The sequence below is a fragment of the Rhizobacter sp. genome (assembly GCA_019635355.1).
Classification (GTDB): Bacteria; Pseudomonadota; Gammaproteobacteria; order Burkholderiales; family Burkholderiaceae_C; genus Rhizobacter.
This window is the reverse complement of sequence record JAHBZQ010000001.1, coordinates 4,264,489-4,279,511: the sequence shown is the minus strand read 5'-3', so window position 1 is coordinate 4,279,511 and position 15,023 is coordinate 4,264,489. Positions and strand designations below refer to the sequence as shown.

The window sequence follows — 15,023 nt, the reverse complement described above, 5'->3', positions numbered from 1 at the left end:
CGGCGGGCCCGCTCAGCCCTTGGCGCGGTAGGCCTCCCGCAGCTTCTGCTTGTAGAGCTTGCCGTTGTCGAGCCGCGGCAGGTCGTCGACGAAATCGACGCTCTTCGGGCACTTGAAGTGCGCGAGCTGGCTGCGGCAGTGCTCGATGAGCGCCTGCGCCAGCGCGGGCGAGGGGGCGTGGCCGGCGTGCAGCATCGCCACCGCCTTCACCTCTTCGCCCCACTCCTCGTTGGGCACGCCGATCACGCCAACGTCGGCCACGGCCGGGTGGGTGAGCAGCACGGCCTCGACCTCGGCGGGGTAGATGTTCACGCCGCCCGAGATGATGAGGTGGGCGCTGCGGTCGGTGAGGAAGAGGAAGCCGTCGTCGTCGAGGTAGCCCATGTCGCCCAGCGTGTAGTGCGAGCCCTCGTAGGCCTTGGCGGTCTTGGCCGGGTCTTTGTAGTAGCTGAAACGGCCTTCGTCGGGCGCGCGCAGGTACACGGTGCCCACGTCGCCCGCCGGCATCTCGCGGCCGTCTTCACCGAGGATGCGGATGTGCCCGGGCTCGGGCTGGCCCACCGTGCCGGGCTTGGCGAGCCAGGTGTGCGAGTCCACCAGGCAGCCCATGCCTTCGGTGGCGGCGTAGTACTCGTGCACGATGGGGCCGATCCATTCGATGAGGCGGCGCTTCACCGTGACGGGGCACGGCGCGGCACCGTGCAGCACGTAGCGCATCGAGCCCAGGTCGTGCCGAGTGCGCACGGCCTCGGGCAGCGCGAGCAGGCGGTGGAACATGGTGGGCACCATGTGCGTGTGCGTGACGCGGTGCTGCTCGATGAGCGCGAGCGCGCGCTCGGCGTCCCAGCCGTCCATCATCACCACCGCCGCACCGAACATGTTGGGCACGGCGAGCGAGAAGGTGAGCGGCGCCGCGTGATAGAGCGGCCCGGTGCACAGGTGCACGCTCTCACCGGGGGCGTAGGCGGCGGCTTCGCTGGTGGGGCTGCCGGCCACGGCGCCGCGGTTCACGCCCTTGGGGCGGCCGGTCGTGCCCGAGGTATAGAGCATCGAGGTGCCGAGTTGCGGGTCGGCGATGTCGTCGGTGGCCTGGCCGGCCAAGGCGGCCTCGTAGTCGTCATACCCCGGCACGCTGCCGCCCATCGCGAAGCGTGTGCAGTGCGTCTTCTCGCGCAGCTCCTGCGCGATGTCGGTGAAGCGTGCATCGAAGAAGAGCGCCTTGGCATCGCAGTCGTTGACGATGTAGGCGGCCTCGTCGGCCGTGAGGTGCCAGTTGACCGGTGTGATGCGCAGGCCCGCGCGGCGCGAGGCCCAGAACACCTCGGCAAACTCGACGCGGTTGCTGCACAGGAGCGCGATGCCGTCGCCCGCCTGCAGGCCCCGCGCACGCAGCGCGCGCACGAGCTGGTTGCAGCGTGCGTTGAGCTCGGCAAAGCTGCGCGAGCCGTGCTCGCTCACGATCGCGGGTGCATTCGGCAAGAGCCTGGCCCACAGGGCCACCGACATGCCACGCGTCATGGACACCGCCAACGCTTGCTGCAGCAAGGCGGCGTCGACAGGGGAAACAACTGCGTTCATGCGATGAGTCACTCCGGATGAAGACTCATTCTTTGCCTCGACCACCCTCCCCCTTCATCGGGGCATACCCTGGCAAAAAAAATGGGGCCGAAGCCCCATTGCAAGCATGCAGCCGGACTCTCACCCCGGCACCGCCTAGAAAACACTCAGAAGTTGTGGCTCAGGCCCGCCTGGATCGCCCGGCTGGTGCCGTTGGCCACCGGCGCGTAACCGGCGAGGAAGCTGTACGAGCCACCGTTCTTGTTCTTGATCTGCACCGCGTTGGCATACACCGCGGTGCGCTTGGACAGGTGATACGAATAACCCAGGCCGATCTGCGTGGGGTCGACGTTGGCAATGCCCTTGTCGTTCTTCTCTTGATACGACGCCTTGATGGTGTTGGCGCCAATGGCCCAGGAGAAACCCACCAGCCAGTCGTCGACGGTGCGGTCGAGTTCGGTGGTGCCGACGGCGGGGCCGAAACGGTCCATCACCTGGCGCTGGTAGAAGAACATCGGCTTGAAGCCACCGAACGCATACGACGCGCCGACGGACCAGACGGTGAGGTTGTTGTCGCCGGCGACCGTCGAGGCCGAGAGGCCGGCACTGCCTTGCAGCGGCCCCTTGGTCTTGCCCCACGCGCCGCTCACAAGCAGCGGGCCGCGGCGATAGCCCGAGCCCACGCCGGTGAAGCGTGCGCCGGTGCCTTCACCGGCGGCCACCTGCGCGTAGGCGTACAGGCCGGGCACCCAGGTTGCGGGAATGTAGTAGCCGACCATGTTGCTGGCCCGCACGAGCGGGGGCGGTGCCACGGTCTGCGTGTAGAACACCTGGAAGTTCACTGCGCTGGCCACGCCGGCGCTGAAGAACGGGTCCATGTAGGTGGTGGGCACGAAGGTCGTGGTGTAGTCGCGGCCGAAGCGCACTTCGCCGAGGGGCGAATGCAGGCTCACGGTGGACTTGCGGTTCCAGTTGAAGCCGCCGGCCGCAGTGTTACCGGCGGGCGTATTCGTCGTGTTGGTGTTGGAGCCAAGGCCCGTGTCGCTGCTGGCCTGCGACTCCATCACGAAGCTCGCGAAGTAGCCGCCGCCCAGGTCTTCACGGCCTGTGAAGCCGAGCTTGGTGACGTACATGCCGCCGTCCCGCACCTGCCAGATGGCTTCCTTGCCGGTGGCGCTGGCGCGTGTCACGTTGCCGTCGACACCACCGTAGATCACCACGCCCGGCGTGGGCGGCACTTGCGCCATCGCACTCGAACACGCCGCCACTGCGGCCAGACCCACCACCGATCGCTTCATCACGTTTTGTCTCCAGTCCTTGTTCCCTGTTTTGCGATGCAAGACAGGTGCGTTCCACACTCTGTGATCCCGGACATTCGGTGCCATCTTGGGCGGACACCTTAGTAGACAAATAGTCTACAAATCGACCTGGCAGCTCAAGCGAGGGGAATCCCTCCACTGCAGTGCATCAAACAGAACAAGCGCGCAGACGCTGCTTCAGCGCCTGGGAGAAGCGCTTCGCTTCGCCGTTGTGGCGGCGGCGTTCTTCGGGTTCTTCCGGGGCTTGTCACGTGAGGTGCTGTCGCTTGTGGACAACGACGCGGGTTTGCCCGTTCTCCCTTTCGCGGCGGCTTTGCCCTTGCCAAAGCGGCGTGCCACCGCAGCCCACCCCCCGAGCACGAACTCCGACCAGACATCTGCGCTCAAGTCGGGCGCAAAGCCGAAGCGGCGCAAGCCGCGCGCCGCCGCGGCCGGCGCATTGATGGTGATGATGGCGATCACCTGCGCCACCTCGGGCGGCACGTCGTAGGTGCGGATCGATTTCTCGACGAAGAACTTCGTGCTCTCCATGCGCTCGTTGCGGTCGCGCTCCTGCAGCAGCTCGATCGCGGAACGATCGCTGAAGAGCTCGCGCAGGATGGCGCCGCGCTCATGCAGGTACTCGAAGGCCTGGCGCGTCGACAGGCGCAGCACACGCTCGAACGGCGCATCGGGCGCGAAGGCCCCGAGGCCGCGGCCGCGCAGCACGCTGAACTCGCGCTCGAGCAGCGCCTTGAGCAGCTCGTCGCGGCTCGAGAAGTGGCGGTAGATGAGCGCCTTGCTGATGCCGGCCGCCACCGCCACTTCGTCGAGCGAACAGTGCGCGAGTCCACGGCCGAGGATCAGGCCGGTGGCGCTGTCCATGATCTGCGTGCGCCGCTCCTGCGCCGTGAGTCGAGGCTTGGGCGCCGCGGGTGCGGCCGAGGGGCGCGCCATGCGCGAGCTCAGGCGGGGCGGCCGGTGGCCTGCAGCAGCTCGATCAGGTGGCCGTCGGGGTCTTTCGCGAACCCGACCACCGCATTGCCCAGTCCCGGCACGGGCGCGGGCTCGCGCACCACCTCCAGGCCTTCTTCGCGAAAGCGCTGCGCGGTGGCCTTGGGGTCGGGCACGTAGAAGACGAGCTTGATGCCGTTGCTGCCGTAGTGGCGCTCGGAGCCGTCGGTCCAGTGCATGAGCACGATGGCCGAGCCGCGGCCGCCTTCCAGGCCCAGCACGATCTCGTCCATGTAGGGCAGCTTGAAGGTCTGCAGCTGCTTCATGCCGAGCACACGCTGGTAGAAATCGGCCGAGCGCTGCAGGTCGCGCACGCCGATGCCGATCGCGCCCAGGGTTGCGCGCACGGCGGTAGAAGTCTCGGTGCTCATGGGTGTCTCCCGTGGTGGTTGAAGTCGGGCGGCAATCTAGCACCGGCACCAAAGCCGGGCGTTGCGTCCAGCCGAACGAGATGTTTTGCACGGAGGGCGGACAGCCCTTCTCACGACTGTCACAAGAGCACCCATGTGCACTCCCTCATCTCGGTGGAAGAGCGCACAACACGGCTTTTTCTGACATCCGTTACACGCCTGAGATGTCTATGCTTTCGCCCATGGATGACATCACCGTCTCGCTGAACAAGCTGAGCCTCTTGCAGATGGTCTGCGCCTGGGCCTTCGTGGCCTGCTACGCGCTGGCGCTGGGCGGCATGCTCGAGGCCCGCGGCAGCCGGCGCGCGGCGGGCATTGCGGTGCTGGCGGCGGTGCTGTTCTGCGCGCTCGGCGAGAACTGGGTGCACGGCGCGCTGCTGGTGATGTTTGCGGTGGCGGGCATGGGGCTCTTCGTGGCGATGGCGTGGGTGCTCGCGCGCTTCGCAGCTTGGTTCGTCCACCGCGGCGCCCCGTTGCCACCGGCCGCGCCGGCCCCCATGCCGGCCAAGCCTCAGCCCATCGGCGTCATGCTGCGCGCCCTGTGGCGCTGGGAGGCCTGAGAAGGCCCCACCGATTTTTCGTTAGACAAGAAAAAAGGGCAGGTGCGGTACCTGCCCTTTTCGCTTGAAGCCGAAGCGATTTACTTCTTGGCTTCTTCCTTCTTCTCGGCCTTCTTTTCAGCCTTCTTCTCGGCCTTCTTGGCGCCGCTGGCAGCGGGCTTGGCTTCGCTGGCCTTCATCGGGGCAGCACCGGCGTGGGAAGCGGCCTGGGCGCCCGCGGCGGTCAGGGCAAAAGCGGCGACGATCAGGGAAGAGAGAAGCTTGCTCATGGGTATTTCCTTGGGTGGTTGAAACGAACACTGGCTCGCCATTCCGCAACGGCCCTCTGCGACCAGGGCTCGCCGTGTCGGAATCAGCCCCACGCCAATGAACCGGATGAAGCTGACACCTGCCACAACGGGAGGTGCCTGGTTTCGTTGACAGGGCCGGCGCGCATTCTGCGACCAATCGTGACGCGGTTGCTACCATCCGCGCTCCCTTCTGTGGCCCCCATGCGACTGATCGACACCGCCCGCCATGCTGCCTGGCTCCTGGCGCCTCTCGTGGGGGTTTGCGCAAGTGTGGCCATCGCCGCGCCCTACCGGCCGGCCTCCGACGACACCCTGCTGGAAACCCTGAGCACCCGCACCACCGCCCCACGGGCGCGCGAGATGCGTGAGCTGCGCGCCAGCCTTTCACGCAACCCGACCGACGCCGAGCTCGCCGTGCGCCTCGCCCGCCGCTATTACGAGGAAGTGGCCGCCGAAGGCGACCCTCGCTACATCGGCTACGCCCAGGCCGCGCTCGCGCCGTGGTGGAAGGAGCCCGCGCCGCCGCCCGCCGTGCGCGTGATGCGTGCGGTGCTGCGGCAGTTCAACCACGACTTCGACGGCGCCCTGGCCGACCTCTCGGCCGCCGCGGCCCAAGACCCCACCCTCGCCGAGGCCTGGGGCTGGCAGGCCGCCATCCACCTCGTGCGGGCCGACTACGCGGCGGCGCGCACAGCGTGCGAGCGTGCCGCCGCCCTGGTCACCCCGCTGATCGGCGTGGCCTGCAAGGCGAGCGTCGACTCGCTGAGCGGCCGCGCCGACGCCGCCGCCCGCGCGCTGCAAGACGCGCTTGCCGCGCAGCCCGCGGCGCCCGCCGACGAGCAGCTGTGGGTGCTGACCCGCCTGGCCGAAACCGAGGAACGCCGCGGGCGCCACGCCGAAGCCGAAGCAGCCTACCGCCGCGCGCTCGCGCTGCAGCTCACCGACGGCTACCTGCTCGCCGCCTACGCCGACTTCCTGCTCGACCAGAAGCGCCCGGCCGAGGTGCTGACCCTGCTCGACGGCAAGGGCCGCTCCGACCTGCTCCTGCTGCGCCTGGTGCTGGCGGCCAAGGCGCTGCAACACCCCTCGCTCAAGGCGTGGCAGGCCGACCTCGCCGCCCGCTTCGACGCGGCCCGGCTGCGCGGCGACGCCACGCACGAGAAGGAAGAGTCGCGCTTCGTGCTGGCCGTGCTTGGTGACGCGAAACGCGCGCTCGAGCTCGCCCGCCGCAACTACGCCGTGCAGCGCGAGCCGGCCGACGCACGCGCCCTGCTCGAAGCGGCCATCGCCGCGCGCGAGCCGGCCGCCGCCGAGCCGGTGCTGCAGTGGATGGCCAGCTCGCACATCGAAAGTGCCGCGCTGCACTCGCTGGCCACACGGCTGAAGGGCATGCGATGAGGCACCTCCTGCGCTGGCTCGGCGCCCTGCTCCTGCTGGCCGCTGCCGGTCTCGTGCAGGCGCACAAGCCTTCCGACAGCTACCTCATGATCCGCGCGGAGCCCGGCAGCATCAGCGGCCAATGGGACATCGCCCTGCGCGACCTCGATTTCGCGATCGGCCTCGATGGCGATGGCGACGGCCGCATCACCTGGGGCGAAACGCGTGCCCGGCACCCCGAGATCGCCGCCTATGCGCTGGCGCGCCTGAAGCTGCAGACCGATGGCCAGCCCTGCCAGATCGACGTGCCGGAGCAATTGGTCGACCACCACACCGACGGCGCCTACAGTGTGCTGCAGCTCGCCATCCGCTGCCCGGTCGCGTCGCCCACCACGCTGACGCTCGACTACCGCCTCTTCGCCGAACTCGACCCGCAGCACCGCGGCCTGCTCAACCTCCACACCGCGGCGGGTGCACGCAGCGCCGTGTTCGGCCCCGAAGCGCCGCAACAGACCTTCGAGCTGGCGAAGATCACCCGCTGGTCGCAGTTCATCGACTACGCACGCGAAGGCGTGTGGCACATCTGGATCGGCTTCGACCACATCCTCTTCCTCGTCTCGCTGCTGCTGCCGGCGGTGCTGCTGTGGCGCAAGCCGCGTTGGGAGCCGGCGAAGAGCTTCCGCGTCGCCTTCTGGGACGTGGCCAAGATCGTCACCGCCTTCACCGTGGCGCACTCGATCACGCTGTCGCTCGCCACGCTCGGCTGGATCACGCTGCCCTCGCGCTGGGTCGAGTCGGCGATCGCGGCCTCGGTGGTGCTGGCCGCGCTCAACAACCTGCGGCCGGTGGTCGAAGGCCGGCGCTGGCTGGTGGCCTTCTGCTTCGGGCTCATCCACGGTTTCGGCTTTGCGAGCGTGCTGCAGGACCTCGGCCTGCCGGCCGACGCGCTGCTGCTCGCCCTCGTGGGCTTCAACCTCGGCGTCGAAGTGGGGCAGCTCGCGATCGTGGCGCTCTTCCTGCCGGTGGCGTTTGCGCTGCGCCGGCATTGGGTCTATCGCCGGCTCATCTTCCTCGGCGGCTCGGTGCTCATCGCGCTGCTCGCCGGGGTGTGGCTGGTCGAGCGGCTGGGCAACCTGAAGCTGCTGCCGTTCTAGGCCGCCGCTTTCAGCGCTTTCGCTTGAACCAGAGCGCGCCCGGCCGGGTGAAGACGAGCACCATCGCGCTGACGTCGAGCAGCGACGACACCGCATAGGCGATCTTCTCGGTGAGCGTGAGCACCGCGCCTTCGTCAGCCGGCACGAGCAGCAGCACCAGCGACACGAGGGTGAGCACGAGGTAGAAGATGCGCGCCCAGTTGTGGCCGCGGTAGATCATCACGTTGAGGAAGGCGCCCAGGGCCAGCGCGCCGAAGGTGATGCCGGCCACCACCGCGTCGACCACCGGCGCGTGCTCCGACGGGTCGCCCCGCGTGCCGAGTTCGTAGACCGAGAGCGCGCAGCCGAGCGTGAAGCTCAGCCACAGCAGCACCGAAGCCCAGCGCACCTGCGCCGGGCGTTCGCTCACGAGGCGCTCGGCCTCCTCGTCCCGCAGCGCGGCGGCGGGGGGCGCATAACGTCTGTCTTCCTGCATGCGCCCGACGATACACAAGCCTTGCGGCTCAGCCTCGTTTGGCGTTGAGCCACGCGATGATGTCGCGCTCGACCTCCTCGCGGTTGGTCTCGTTCAGGATCTCGTGCCGCGCGCCGGGGTAGAACTTGTGCTGCACGTCGGTGAGGCCGTAGCGCTGGTAGTTGGCCAGGAGGATCTTGAGGCCGGCGGTGTTGCCGCTGACCGGGTCCTGGTCGCCCGAGACCACGTAGATCGGCATGCCCTTCGGGATGCGCGCTTCGTTGGCCGGGTTCCAGAGGTCACGCAGGCCGGTGAAGAAGTCGGCGACGAGCTCGTTGCTGAACGGGAAGCCGCAGGTCGGGTCGTCGGTGTATTTCTTGACCTCAGCCGCGTCGCGGCTCAGCCACTCGAAGCCGGCCTTGCCGGTGAAGGGCTTGTTGAACGACTCGAACACCGAGGCGAACACCGGCGAGGGGCCGAGCGGGTCTTTCTTCGCCAAGTCGCGCACCGCGGCCACCGTCTGGTCGGCGTTCGCCAGCACACCGTTGCTGCCCGAGAGCACCACGCCGGCCACGGCGTTGCCGTAGCGCTGCACGTAGTCCTGCGCGATGAACGAGCCCATGCTGTGGCCGAGCAGGAAGACCTTCAGCCCCGGGTGCTGCTGCTTGATGTGGTCGGTAAGGGCCTTCTCGTCGGTGACGAACTTGTTCCACGCGTCGGGGCCGGCGTCGCCCAGCGCCTTGGTGCGCACGCGGGTGTTGGCATGGCCGCGGTGGTCGTCGGCGTAGACCAGCCAGCCCTCGCGGTTGAGGTGCTTCGCGAAGCGGTCGTAGCGGGCACTGTGCTCGGCCGCACCGTGGATGACCTGCACCACCCCCTTGGGCGTGCCGCTCACCGCCAGCCAGCGGCGCACGAAGAGCGGCGTGCCATCGGCCATCGGCAAAGTGAAGGTCGGCGCGGGGGCCGGGCCGAGCGTGCCGCAGCCGGGCAGGCCGAGCGCGCCGAGGCTGGCCAGGGCGATGAGGTGGTGGCGGCGGGAATGAATCATCGGGATGTCTCCTGTGGTGGACGGCCTCTGCGGCGCATGAGTGTGGGAACGCAGCCAAAACGAAAGCATTTGCGCGCGATGCGCGCTTGCCTGCTTTTCGCTTTTTATCGAAAGCGCTCGTTTCTATGCGAACTGCGAGCCCGCCACAAGAGGAATGACATGTGCTTGACGTTCCGCCGGAGAGACCGTGTAAGCCCTCTCCACCCCCAGCTCGGTGCGCTGGATACTCCAATCTGCACAAGCATGCACTTTTCAGGCACATGGACAAACTGCTGCTCAGCTATGCACACCTGATGGCCACCTGCCTGGCGCTCGGGCTCATCCTCACGACCGACCTTCGCCTGCTCGCGAAGATGGCGCGCTACCGCTGCATCATCCGGCCACCGCGGCGTTTCGAGCGGCAGGTGATCGCCATCGCGCTCATCGTGCTGTGCGTGTCGGGGGCGGGCACGATCCTGCTGAACCTCCAGGCCTCACCCACCTATTTCGACAACCCGAAGCTGCAGGCCAAGATGCTGCTGGTGGCGCTGCTGTGCGTGAATGCCTTCGTGCTGCATCGCATCACCTTCCCGCGCCTGGCCAGGCCGCACCGTGTGTCGGTCTGGACGTGGCGCGACCACCTCAGCGTGGCGCTGCCGGTGGCCCTGTCGAACACACTCTGGCTGTACTGCGCCTTCCTCGGCGTGGCGCGCAGCTGGAACCACAGCCGCTCGATGGCCGAGGTGCTGCTGCCCGCGCTGGTGCTGTACCTGCTGGCGGCGGCCGGCATCCTCGCGGCGCTGCGGGTGGCCGCGCGCGACGAACCCCAGACGCCGCCCGACTGGATCGACTCCATGAAGGCACGCCTGAGCGACCACGCGCCGCTCGGTGGCTATCGCGCCAGTTTCGAAGACTCGCAGCAGCCCGGCACGGGCTGAGCTGCGAAGGTCTCGCTCAGGCCGAACGGCGTGGGCGCTGCTTCTCCGCCAACCGCTGGGCGTCGGCCCGCTTGGCCCGCGTGGCGTCGCGGCGATACGTGGCTTCGGCGTCTTCACGCAGCTTGATCGCACGCGCCAACGCATCTTCGAACCGCTGCACGGTGTAGGTGTTCTCGTTGCCGATGTAGATCGTGCTGCGACGCGGCACCATGCCGTAGCGCGGCAAGGACACCGACAGGTTGCACTCGCGCACCTTGGCCCCGGGGCGTTGCCGCACGATGGGCCCGGAGATGCCCACGGGCAGGTCGGTGGTCTTGTTTTCGCTCGGTTTGCGTTGCAGCCTCGACGGGGCGGGCAGCTTGGCAATGCGCTTGAGCAACTCCTCGGTGGCCGCTTTCAGCGATGCCGCAGCGCCGCTGCCATCGGTGGTGCCGTCTGAGAAGAGCTTGGTGCCGCCGTAGCGGAGTTGCCAGCCGTGGGTGGCGCGGTGATCGATGCGCTGAATGCCCTGGGGCACTTTGAAGCGCTTGCCCGAAAAGATAACGACGTCTCTGGTTTTCATGAGGTTCCAAATGCTTCTTAGGTGAACCTCCCTGCGCTGGCTAGTGTAGGGAGGGCCGCAGCCCTTGGCAGCACCGATCCGATCAAATGCCCTGCCATGTGTGGGTCATTGCCTGCGCACGCCGTTTGCCGCACGCGACACCGGCGAGACCAACGCTAGTGACCACACTCATTCCACGAGGCAGCCACGGGCAACGATCACAAGACCCTACCCGCTATGGAGTGCGCAACGCGGCCTGGGTTCACTGAGATCGACATGCGCACAACGGTTTTGTGACCGATTGCAAACACGCGCCGACTAGAGGATCAGCAGCGCGCGGAAGTCGTTGACGTTGGTGTAGGTCGGGCCCGTCACCACCAGGTCGTCCAGGCCGGAGAAGAAGCTCCACGCATCGTGCGAGGCGAGGTATTCGTCGGGCTTGCGGCCGAGCGCCATCGCCCGCGCCAGCGTGTCGGGCGTGACGATCGCGCCGGCATTGCTTTCCACGCCATCGATGCCGTCGGTGTCGCCCGCGAGCACCCACACGCCGGGCTCGCCCTGCAGCGCAACCGCGCAGCCGAGCAGGAACTCGGTGGCCCGGCCGCCCCGGCCGCGGGCGTTCTTGCTCACCGTGACGGTGGTCTCGCCGCCACTCAGGATGACGCAGGGTTTGGCGAAGGGCTCGTTTCGCCGCGCCACCGCGCGGGCGAGTGCGGCATGCACCTTGCCGACCTCGCGCGATTCGCCCTCGATCTCGTCGCTCAGCACATGCGCGGCAACGCCGGCCGCGCGGGCAGCCTGCGCCGCGGCGTGCAGGCTGGCCTGCGGCGTGGCGATCATCGCCAGCGTGTTGCGCGCGAGCCGCTCATCGCCGGGCTTGGGGGTTTCGAACGCGCCGGTGCGCAGGCCGGCCGCCGCCGCGGGCGGCACGTCAATGCGATATCGCTGCAGGATGCCGAGCGCCTCGCGGCAGGTACTGGGGTCGGCCACCGTGGGGCCACTCGCGATCACGCTCGGGTCGTCGCCGGGTACGTCGGAGATGAGCAGCGTGACCACCTGCGCCGGCGCGCACATGGCGGCGAGGCGCCCGCCCTTGATCGCCGACAGGTGCTTGCGCACGCAGTTCATCTCGGTGATGTTGGCGCCGCTCTTGAGCAGGGCCTGGTTGATGCGCTGCTTGTCTTCGAGCGTCAGCCCCTCGGCCGGCATGCTGAGCAGCGCCGAGCCGCCGCCGGAGATGAGGCACAGCACCAGGTCGTCGGCCGTGAGACCCTGCGTGAGCGCGGCGATGCGGCGTGCCGCCTGCGCCCCTGCTTCATCGGGCACCGGGTGCGCGGCCTCGACCACCTCGATGCGCCCGGGCTGCGCCTTGTAGGCCGGCGGCACATGGTCGTAGCGGGTGACGACGAGGCCCGACATGGGTTTGTCAGCCGGCCACAGCGCGTCGACCGCCGCGGCCATCGCACCACCCGCCTTGCCCGCCCCGATCACCACCGTGCGGCCTTTCGGCGGTGGCGGCAGGTGCGACGCGATCACCCGCTCAGGCTGCGCCGCGGCGATGGCCGCGTCGAAGAGCGAGCGGAGGAACGCGCGGGGGTCGAGGCTCATGCGGCGATTCTGAACCTCATCAAGCGTCGGGCATCACCGGGTGATCGGCCATCAGCTCCAGCGCCTTCACGAGCGCCGAGTGGTCGAGCTCGCCGCCGCCGTGGGCGGCCACGGCCTGCATCAGCTGCGCGGCGCCGGCCGTCTGCGGCAGCGACACGCCCAGCGTGCGGGCACCCTGCAGCGCGAGGTTCAAATCCTTCAGGTGCAGCCCGATGCGAAAGCCCGGGTTGAAGGTGCGCTTGATCATGCGCTCGCCATGCACTTCGAGGATGCGGCTGGCGGCAAAGCCGCCCATCAGCGCCTGGCGCACCTTGGCCGGGTCGGCGCCGGCCTTGCTCGCGAAGACGAGCGCTTCGCTCACGGCCGCGATGTTGAGCGCGACGATGATCTGGTTGGCGACCTTGGTGGTCTGGCCGTCGCCCACGCCGCCCACCAGCGTGATGTTCTTGCCCATCTTCTCGAAGAGCGGCTTCACACGTTCGAAGGCGCTTTCCTTGCCGCCGCACATGATGGTGAGCGAGGCGGCCTTGGCGCCGACTTCGCCTCCCGAGACCGGCGCGTCGACGTAGTCGCAGCCGAGCGCTTCGATCTTCTTGGCGAACTCCTTCGTGTCCATCGGCGAGATCGAACTCATGTCGACCACGACCTTGCCCTTGGACAGGCCCGCCGCCACGCCCTTCTCACCGAAGAGCACCTTCGCCACGTCGGGCGTGTCGGGCAGCATCAGGATCACGACCTCGGCCGATTGCGCGACGGTCGCCGCATCGGGGCAGCTGATCGCTTTCTCGGCGATCCCGGCCGGCGCCTTGCTGCGCGTGTGCACGAAAAGCTCGTGGCCCGCCGCGATGAGGTGGCCGCACATGGGCGCGCCCATGATGCCCAGGCCGATGAATCCAACCTTCATGGTGATGTCCTCGAATCGAAATCAGTAGGAGCCCGAGCCGGCATCGCCAGCCGTGCGGCCCGCCTTCATCTTGCCGACCACGGCTTGCGCGCCGGCCGCCATCAGCCGTGCATCGGAGCCCACCGTCACGAACTGGAAACCCTTGGCAATGCGCGCCAGCGCCGCCTCGGGCCCGCCGTTGTGGATGCCGGCGACGACGCCGTGGTGCTTGGCCCGCGCGAGGATGTGGTCGATGGCCTGCGCGGCCTTCGGGTCGACCTCGTCGAAGGTGGGCTTGCAGCCGAGCGCGAGCGACAGGTCCGACGGGCCGATGTAGATCGCGTCGAGACCTTCCACGCTCAGGATGTCGTCGAGGTTGTCGAGCGCCTGAGCCGTTTCGATCATCGCGAAGCGCACGATGGTGTCGTTGGCGTGCTGCGGGTAGTCGGCGCCGCCGTACAGCAGCGCGCGGATCGGCCCGAAGCTGCGCGTGCCCTTGGGTGCATAGCTGGTGTAGGCCACGAGCTTCTGCGCGTCTTCGCGCGTGCTCACCATCGGGCAGATCACGCCGTAGGCGCCCGCATCGAGCGTCTTCATCAGGATGCCCGGCTCCAGCCAGGGCACGCGCACCACCGGCACGGTGGGCGTGGTGGAGATGGCTTGCAGCATGCCGACCATCGCCTGGTAGTCGACCACGCCGTGCTGCAGGTCGATGGTGAGCGTGTCCCAGCCCTGGTGGGCCATGGTCTCGGCGGAGAAGCTGTTGGGGATGGCGAGCCAGCCGTTGACGGCCGCTTCACCGGCCTTCCACATCGTGCGCAGGCGGTTCTTTCTCATGGGTGTCCTTGTGTTGTCTCTGTGTTCGTCGTGGTGATCAGTCGATCGTGACCTTGCCCTCGGCCACCACCTTGGCCCATTTGGCGCGCTCGCGCTCGAAGAAGGGGCCGAAGTCGGCCGGGGCGATCACCGCCACTTCGGCGCCTTGCGAGGCGAGGCGCTGCTGGATCTCGGGCGACTGGATGATGCGCGCCAACTCGGTGGCCACGCGCGATACCACCGCGGGTGGCGTGGACGCCGGCATCAGCACGCCTTGCCAGGTGCCCGACTCGAAGCCCGCAACGCCCTGCTCGGCAATCGTCGGCACGTTGGGCAGCAGCGGCACGCGCGTCTTCTTCGACACGCCCAGCACCTTCAGCTTGCCCGACTGCACGAAGGGCAGCGTGGCCAGCATGCCGTTCATCACCACGTGCGTCTGGCCGGCCACGGTGTCGGCCACGGCCTGCGAGCCGCCCTTGTACGGGATGTACTCCCACTTGGCCTGGGTCGCCTTCTCGACGGCCACGCCGGCGAGGTGCGGGGCGCTGCCCATCGCGGTGACGGCGAAGTCGATCTTCTCCTTCTGCGACAGCGCAACCAGCTCCTTGAGGTTGCCCGCCTTCACCGACGGGTTCACCACCAGCAGGTGCGGCGAATAGGCCAGCATGCTCACGCCCTTCAGGTCTTTCGACGGGTCGAAGGGCAGCTTCAGGTAGACCGAGGGCGAGATCGCCAGCGCGCCCACGTCGCACAGCAGCAGCGTGTGGCCATCGGTGCTCTTGGCGACGAAGTCGGTGCCGGTGTTGCCGTTGGCGCCGGGCTTGTTTTCCACGATCACCGTCTGCTTGAGCGCGTCCGACAGCGGCTGGCTGATGGCGCGGGCAATGATGTCGGACGAGCCGCCGGGCGGGTAGGGCACCACGATGCGCAGCGGCTTGTCGGGCCAGGCCTGCGCGAGTGCGCCAGCGGACGAGGCCGCGAGCAACGCGGCGGCCAAGAGGGGCTTGAGCATGGACGTCTCCTTCGGATGGGCGGCAAGTCCGCCTTTGTTGTATGTCATCGTACAACTAGGGTCGGTTTGTCGCAATGCGTAGTG

The 15,023-nt window shown here is 68.2% G+C and carries 16 protein-coding genes; 4 read left to right on the top strand and 12 right to left on the bottom strand.

Annotation, left to right across the window (positions count from 1 at the left end; all coding sequences use genetic code 11):
* Nucleotides 1-12: 12 nt before the first annotated feature.
* The 4 genes from KF892_19975 to KF892_19960 form a co-directional block, all read right to left on the bottom strand.
* Complete coding sequence (locus tag KF892_19975; protein ID MBX3627297.1) at nucleotides 13-1,506, bottom strand: acyl-CoA synthetase; 1,494 nt, start codon at nucleotides 1,504-1,506, stop codon at nucleotides 13-15.
* A gap of 218 nt (nucleotides 1,507-1,724) precedes the next feature.
* Nucleotides 1,725-2,858, bottom strand: coding sequence for a porin (locus KF892_19970; protein MBX3627296.1), 1,134 nt, complete (start codon nucleotides 2,856-2,858; stop codon nucleotides 1,725-1,727).
* Between the two features lie 195 nt (nucleotides 2,859-3,053).
* The gene (locus KF892_19965; GenBank protein ID MBX3627295.1) at nucleotides 3,054-3,812 is read right to left on the bottom strand and encodes a TetR/AcrR family transcriptional regulator; all 759 of its coding nucleotides are present in this window, start codon (nucleotides 3,810-3,812) and stop codon (nucleotides 3,054-3,056) included.
* An 8-nt stretch (nucleotides 3,813-3,820) separates the two neighbouring features.
* On the bottom strand, nucleotides 3,821-4,240 hold the full coding sequence (locus tag KF892_19960) for a VOC family protein (GenBank protein ID MBX3627294.1): 420 nt from the start codon (nucleotides 4,238-4,240) through the stop codon (nucleotides 3,821-3,823).
* A 221-nt stretch (nucleotides 4,241-4,461) separates the two neighbouring features.
* Between KF892_19960 and KF892_19955 the strand changes: the two genes are divergently transcribed.
* Nucleotides 4,462-4,839 (top strand): hypothetical protein, encoded by a 378-nt coding sequence (locus tag KF892_19955; GenBank protein MBX3627293.1) that lies wholly within the window; start codon nucleotides 4,462-4,464, stop codon nucleotides 4,837-4,839.
* 80 nt (nucleotides 4,840-4,919) lie between these two features.
* On the opposite strand, the gene KF892_19950 is transcribed toward KF892_19955, so the two are convergent.
* Nucleotides 4,920-5,108, bottom strand: a complete 189-nt coding sequence (locus tag KF892_19950; GenBank protein ID MBX3627292.1) for a hypothetical protein — start codon at nucleotides 5,106-5,108, stop codon at nucleotides 4,920-4,922.
* 222 nt (nucleotides 5,109-5,330) lie between these two features.
* Here KF892_19950 and KF892_19945 point away from each other — a divergent pair, with 222 nt between their 5' ends.
* On the top strand, nucleotides 5,331-6,527 hold the full coding sequence (locus tag KF892_19945) for a hypothetical protein (protein ID MBX3627291.1): 1,197 nt from the start codon (nucleotides 5,331-5,333) through the stop codon (nucleotides 6,525-6,527).
* Entirely contained in the window at nucleotides 6,524-7,660 is a 1,137-nt protein-coding gene (locus KF892_19940; GenBank protein MBX3627290.1) for a HupE/UreJ family protein, read from the top strand. The genes KF892_19945 and KF892_19940 overlap by 4 nt, the downstream gene beginning before the upstream one ends.
* Before the next feature lie 10 nt (nucleotides 7,661-7,670).
* Here the strand turns inward: KF892_19940 and KF892_19935 are convergent, their stop codons facing one another.
* Together KF892_19935 and KF892_19930 are read right to left on the bottom strand one after the other, a co-directional pair.
* On the bottom strand, nucleotides 7,671-8,135 hold the full coding sequence (locus KF892_19935) for a hypothetical protein (protein MBX3627289.1): 465 nt from the start codon (nucleotides 8,133-8,135) through the stop codon (nucleotides 7,671-7,673).
* Nucleotides 8,136-8,163: 28 nt separating this feature from the next.
* Nucleotides 8,164-9,162 (bottom strand): alpha/beta hydrolase, encoded by a 999-nt coding sequence (locus tag KF892_19930; GenBank protein MBX3627288.1) that lies wholly within the window; start codon nucleotides 9,160-9,162, stop codon nucleotides 8,164-8,166.
* A 260-nt stretch (nucleotides 9,163-9,422) separates the two neighbouring features.
* Here KF892_19930 and KF892_19925 point away from each other — a divergent pair, with 260 nt between their 5' ends.
* Nucleotides 9,423-10,079 (top strand): hypothetical protein, encoded by a 657-nt coding sequence (locus KF892_19925; GenBank protein ID MBX3627287.1) that lies wholly within the window; start codon nucleotides 9,423-9,425, stop codon nucleotides 10,077-10,079.
* A 16-nt stretch (nucleotides 10,080-10,095) separates the two neighbouring features.
* Here the strand turns inward: KF892_19925 and KF892_19920 are convergent, their stop codons facing one another.
* The 5 genes from KF892_19920 to KF892_19900 all read right to left on the bottom strand — a co-directional run bounded on the left by KF892_19920 (nucleotide 10,096) and on the right by KF892_19900 (nucleotide 14,939).
* The gene (locus KF892_19920; GenBank protein ID MBX3627286.1) at nucleotides 10,096-10,641 is read right to left on the bottom strand and encodes a hypothetical protein; all 546 of its coding nucleotides are present in this window, start codon (nucleotides 10,639-10,641) and stop codon (nucleotides 10,096-10,098) included.
* 297 nt (nucleotides 10,642-10,938) lie between these two features.
* Nucleotides 10,939-12,228, bottom strand: a complete 1,290-nt coding sequence (locus tag KF892_19915; protein ID MBX3627285.1) for a glycerate kinase — start codon at nucleotides 12,226-12,228, stop codon at nucleotides 10,939-10,941.
* A gap of 19 nt (nucleotides 12,229-12,247) precedes the next feature.
* On the bottom strand, nucleotides 12,248-13,132 hold the full coding sequence (locus tag KF892_19910; GenBank protein MBX3627284.1) for a 2-hydroxy-3-oxopropionate reductase: 885 nt from the start codon (nucleotides 13,130-13,132) through the stop codon (nucleotides 12,248-12,250).
* Nucleotides 13,133-13,153: 21 nt separating this feature from the next.
* Entirely contained in the window at nucleotides 13,154-13,948 is a 795-nt protein-coding gene (locus tag KF892_19905; protein MBX3627283.1) for a 2,4-dihydroxyhept-2-ene-1,7-dioic acid aldolase, read from the bottom strand.
* Between the two features lie 37 nt (nucleotides 13,949-13,985).
* Nucleotides 13,986-14,939 (bottom strand): tripartite tricarboxylate transporter substrate binding protein, encoded by a 954-nt coding sequence (locus KF892_19900; protein ID MBX3627282.1) that lies wholly within the window; start codon nucleotides 14,937-14,939, stop codon nucleotides 13,986-13,988.
* Nucleotides 14,940-15,023 lie beyond the last annotated feature (84 nt).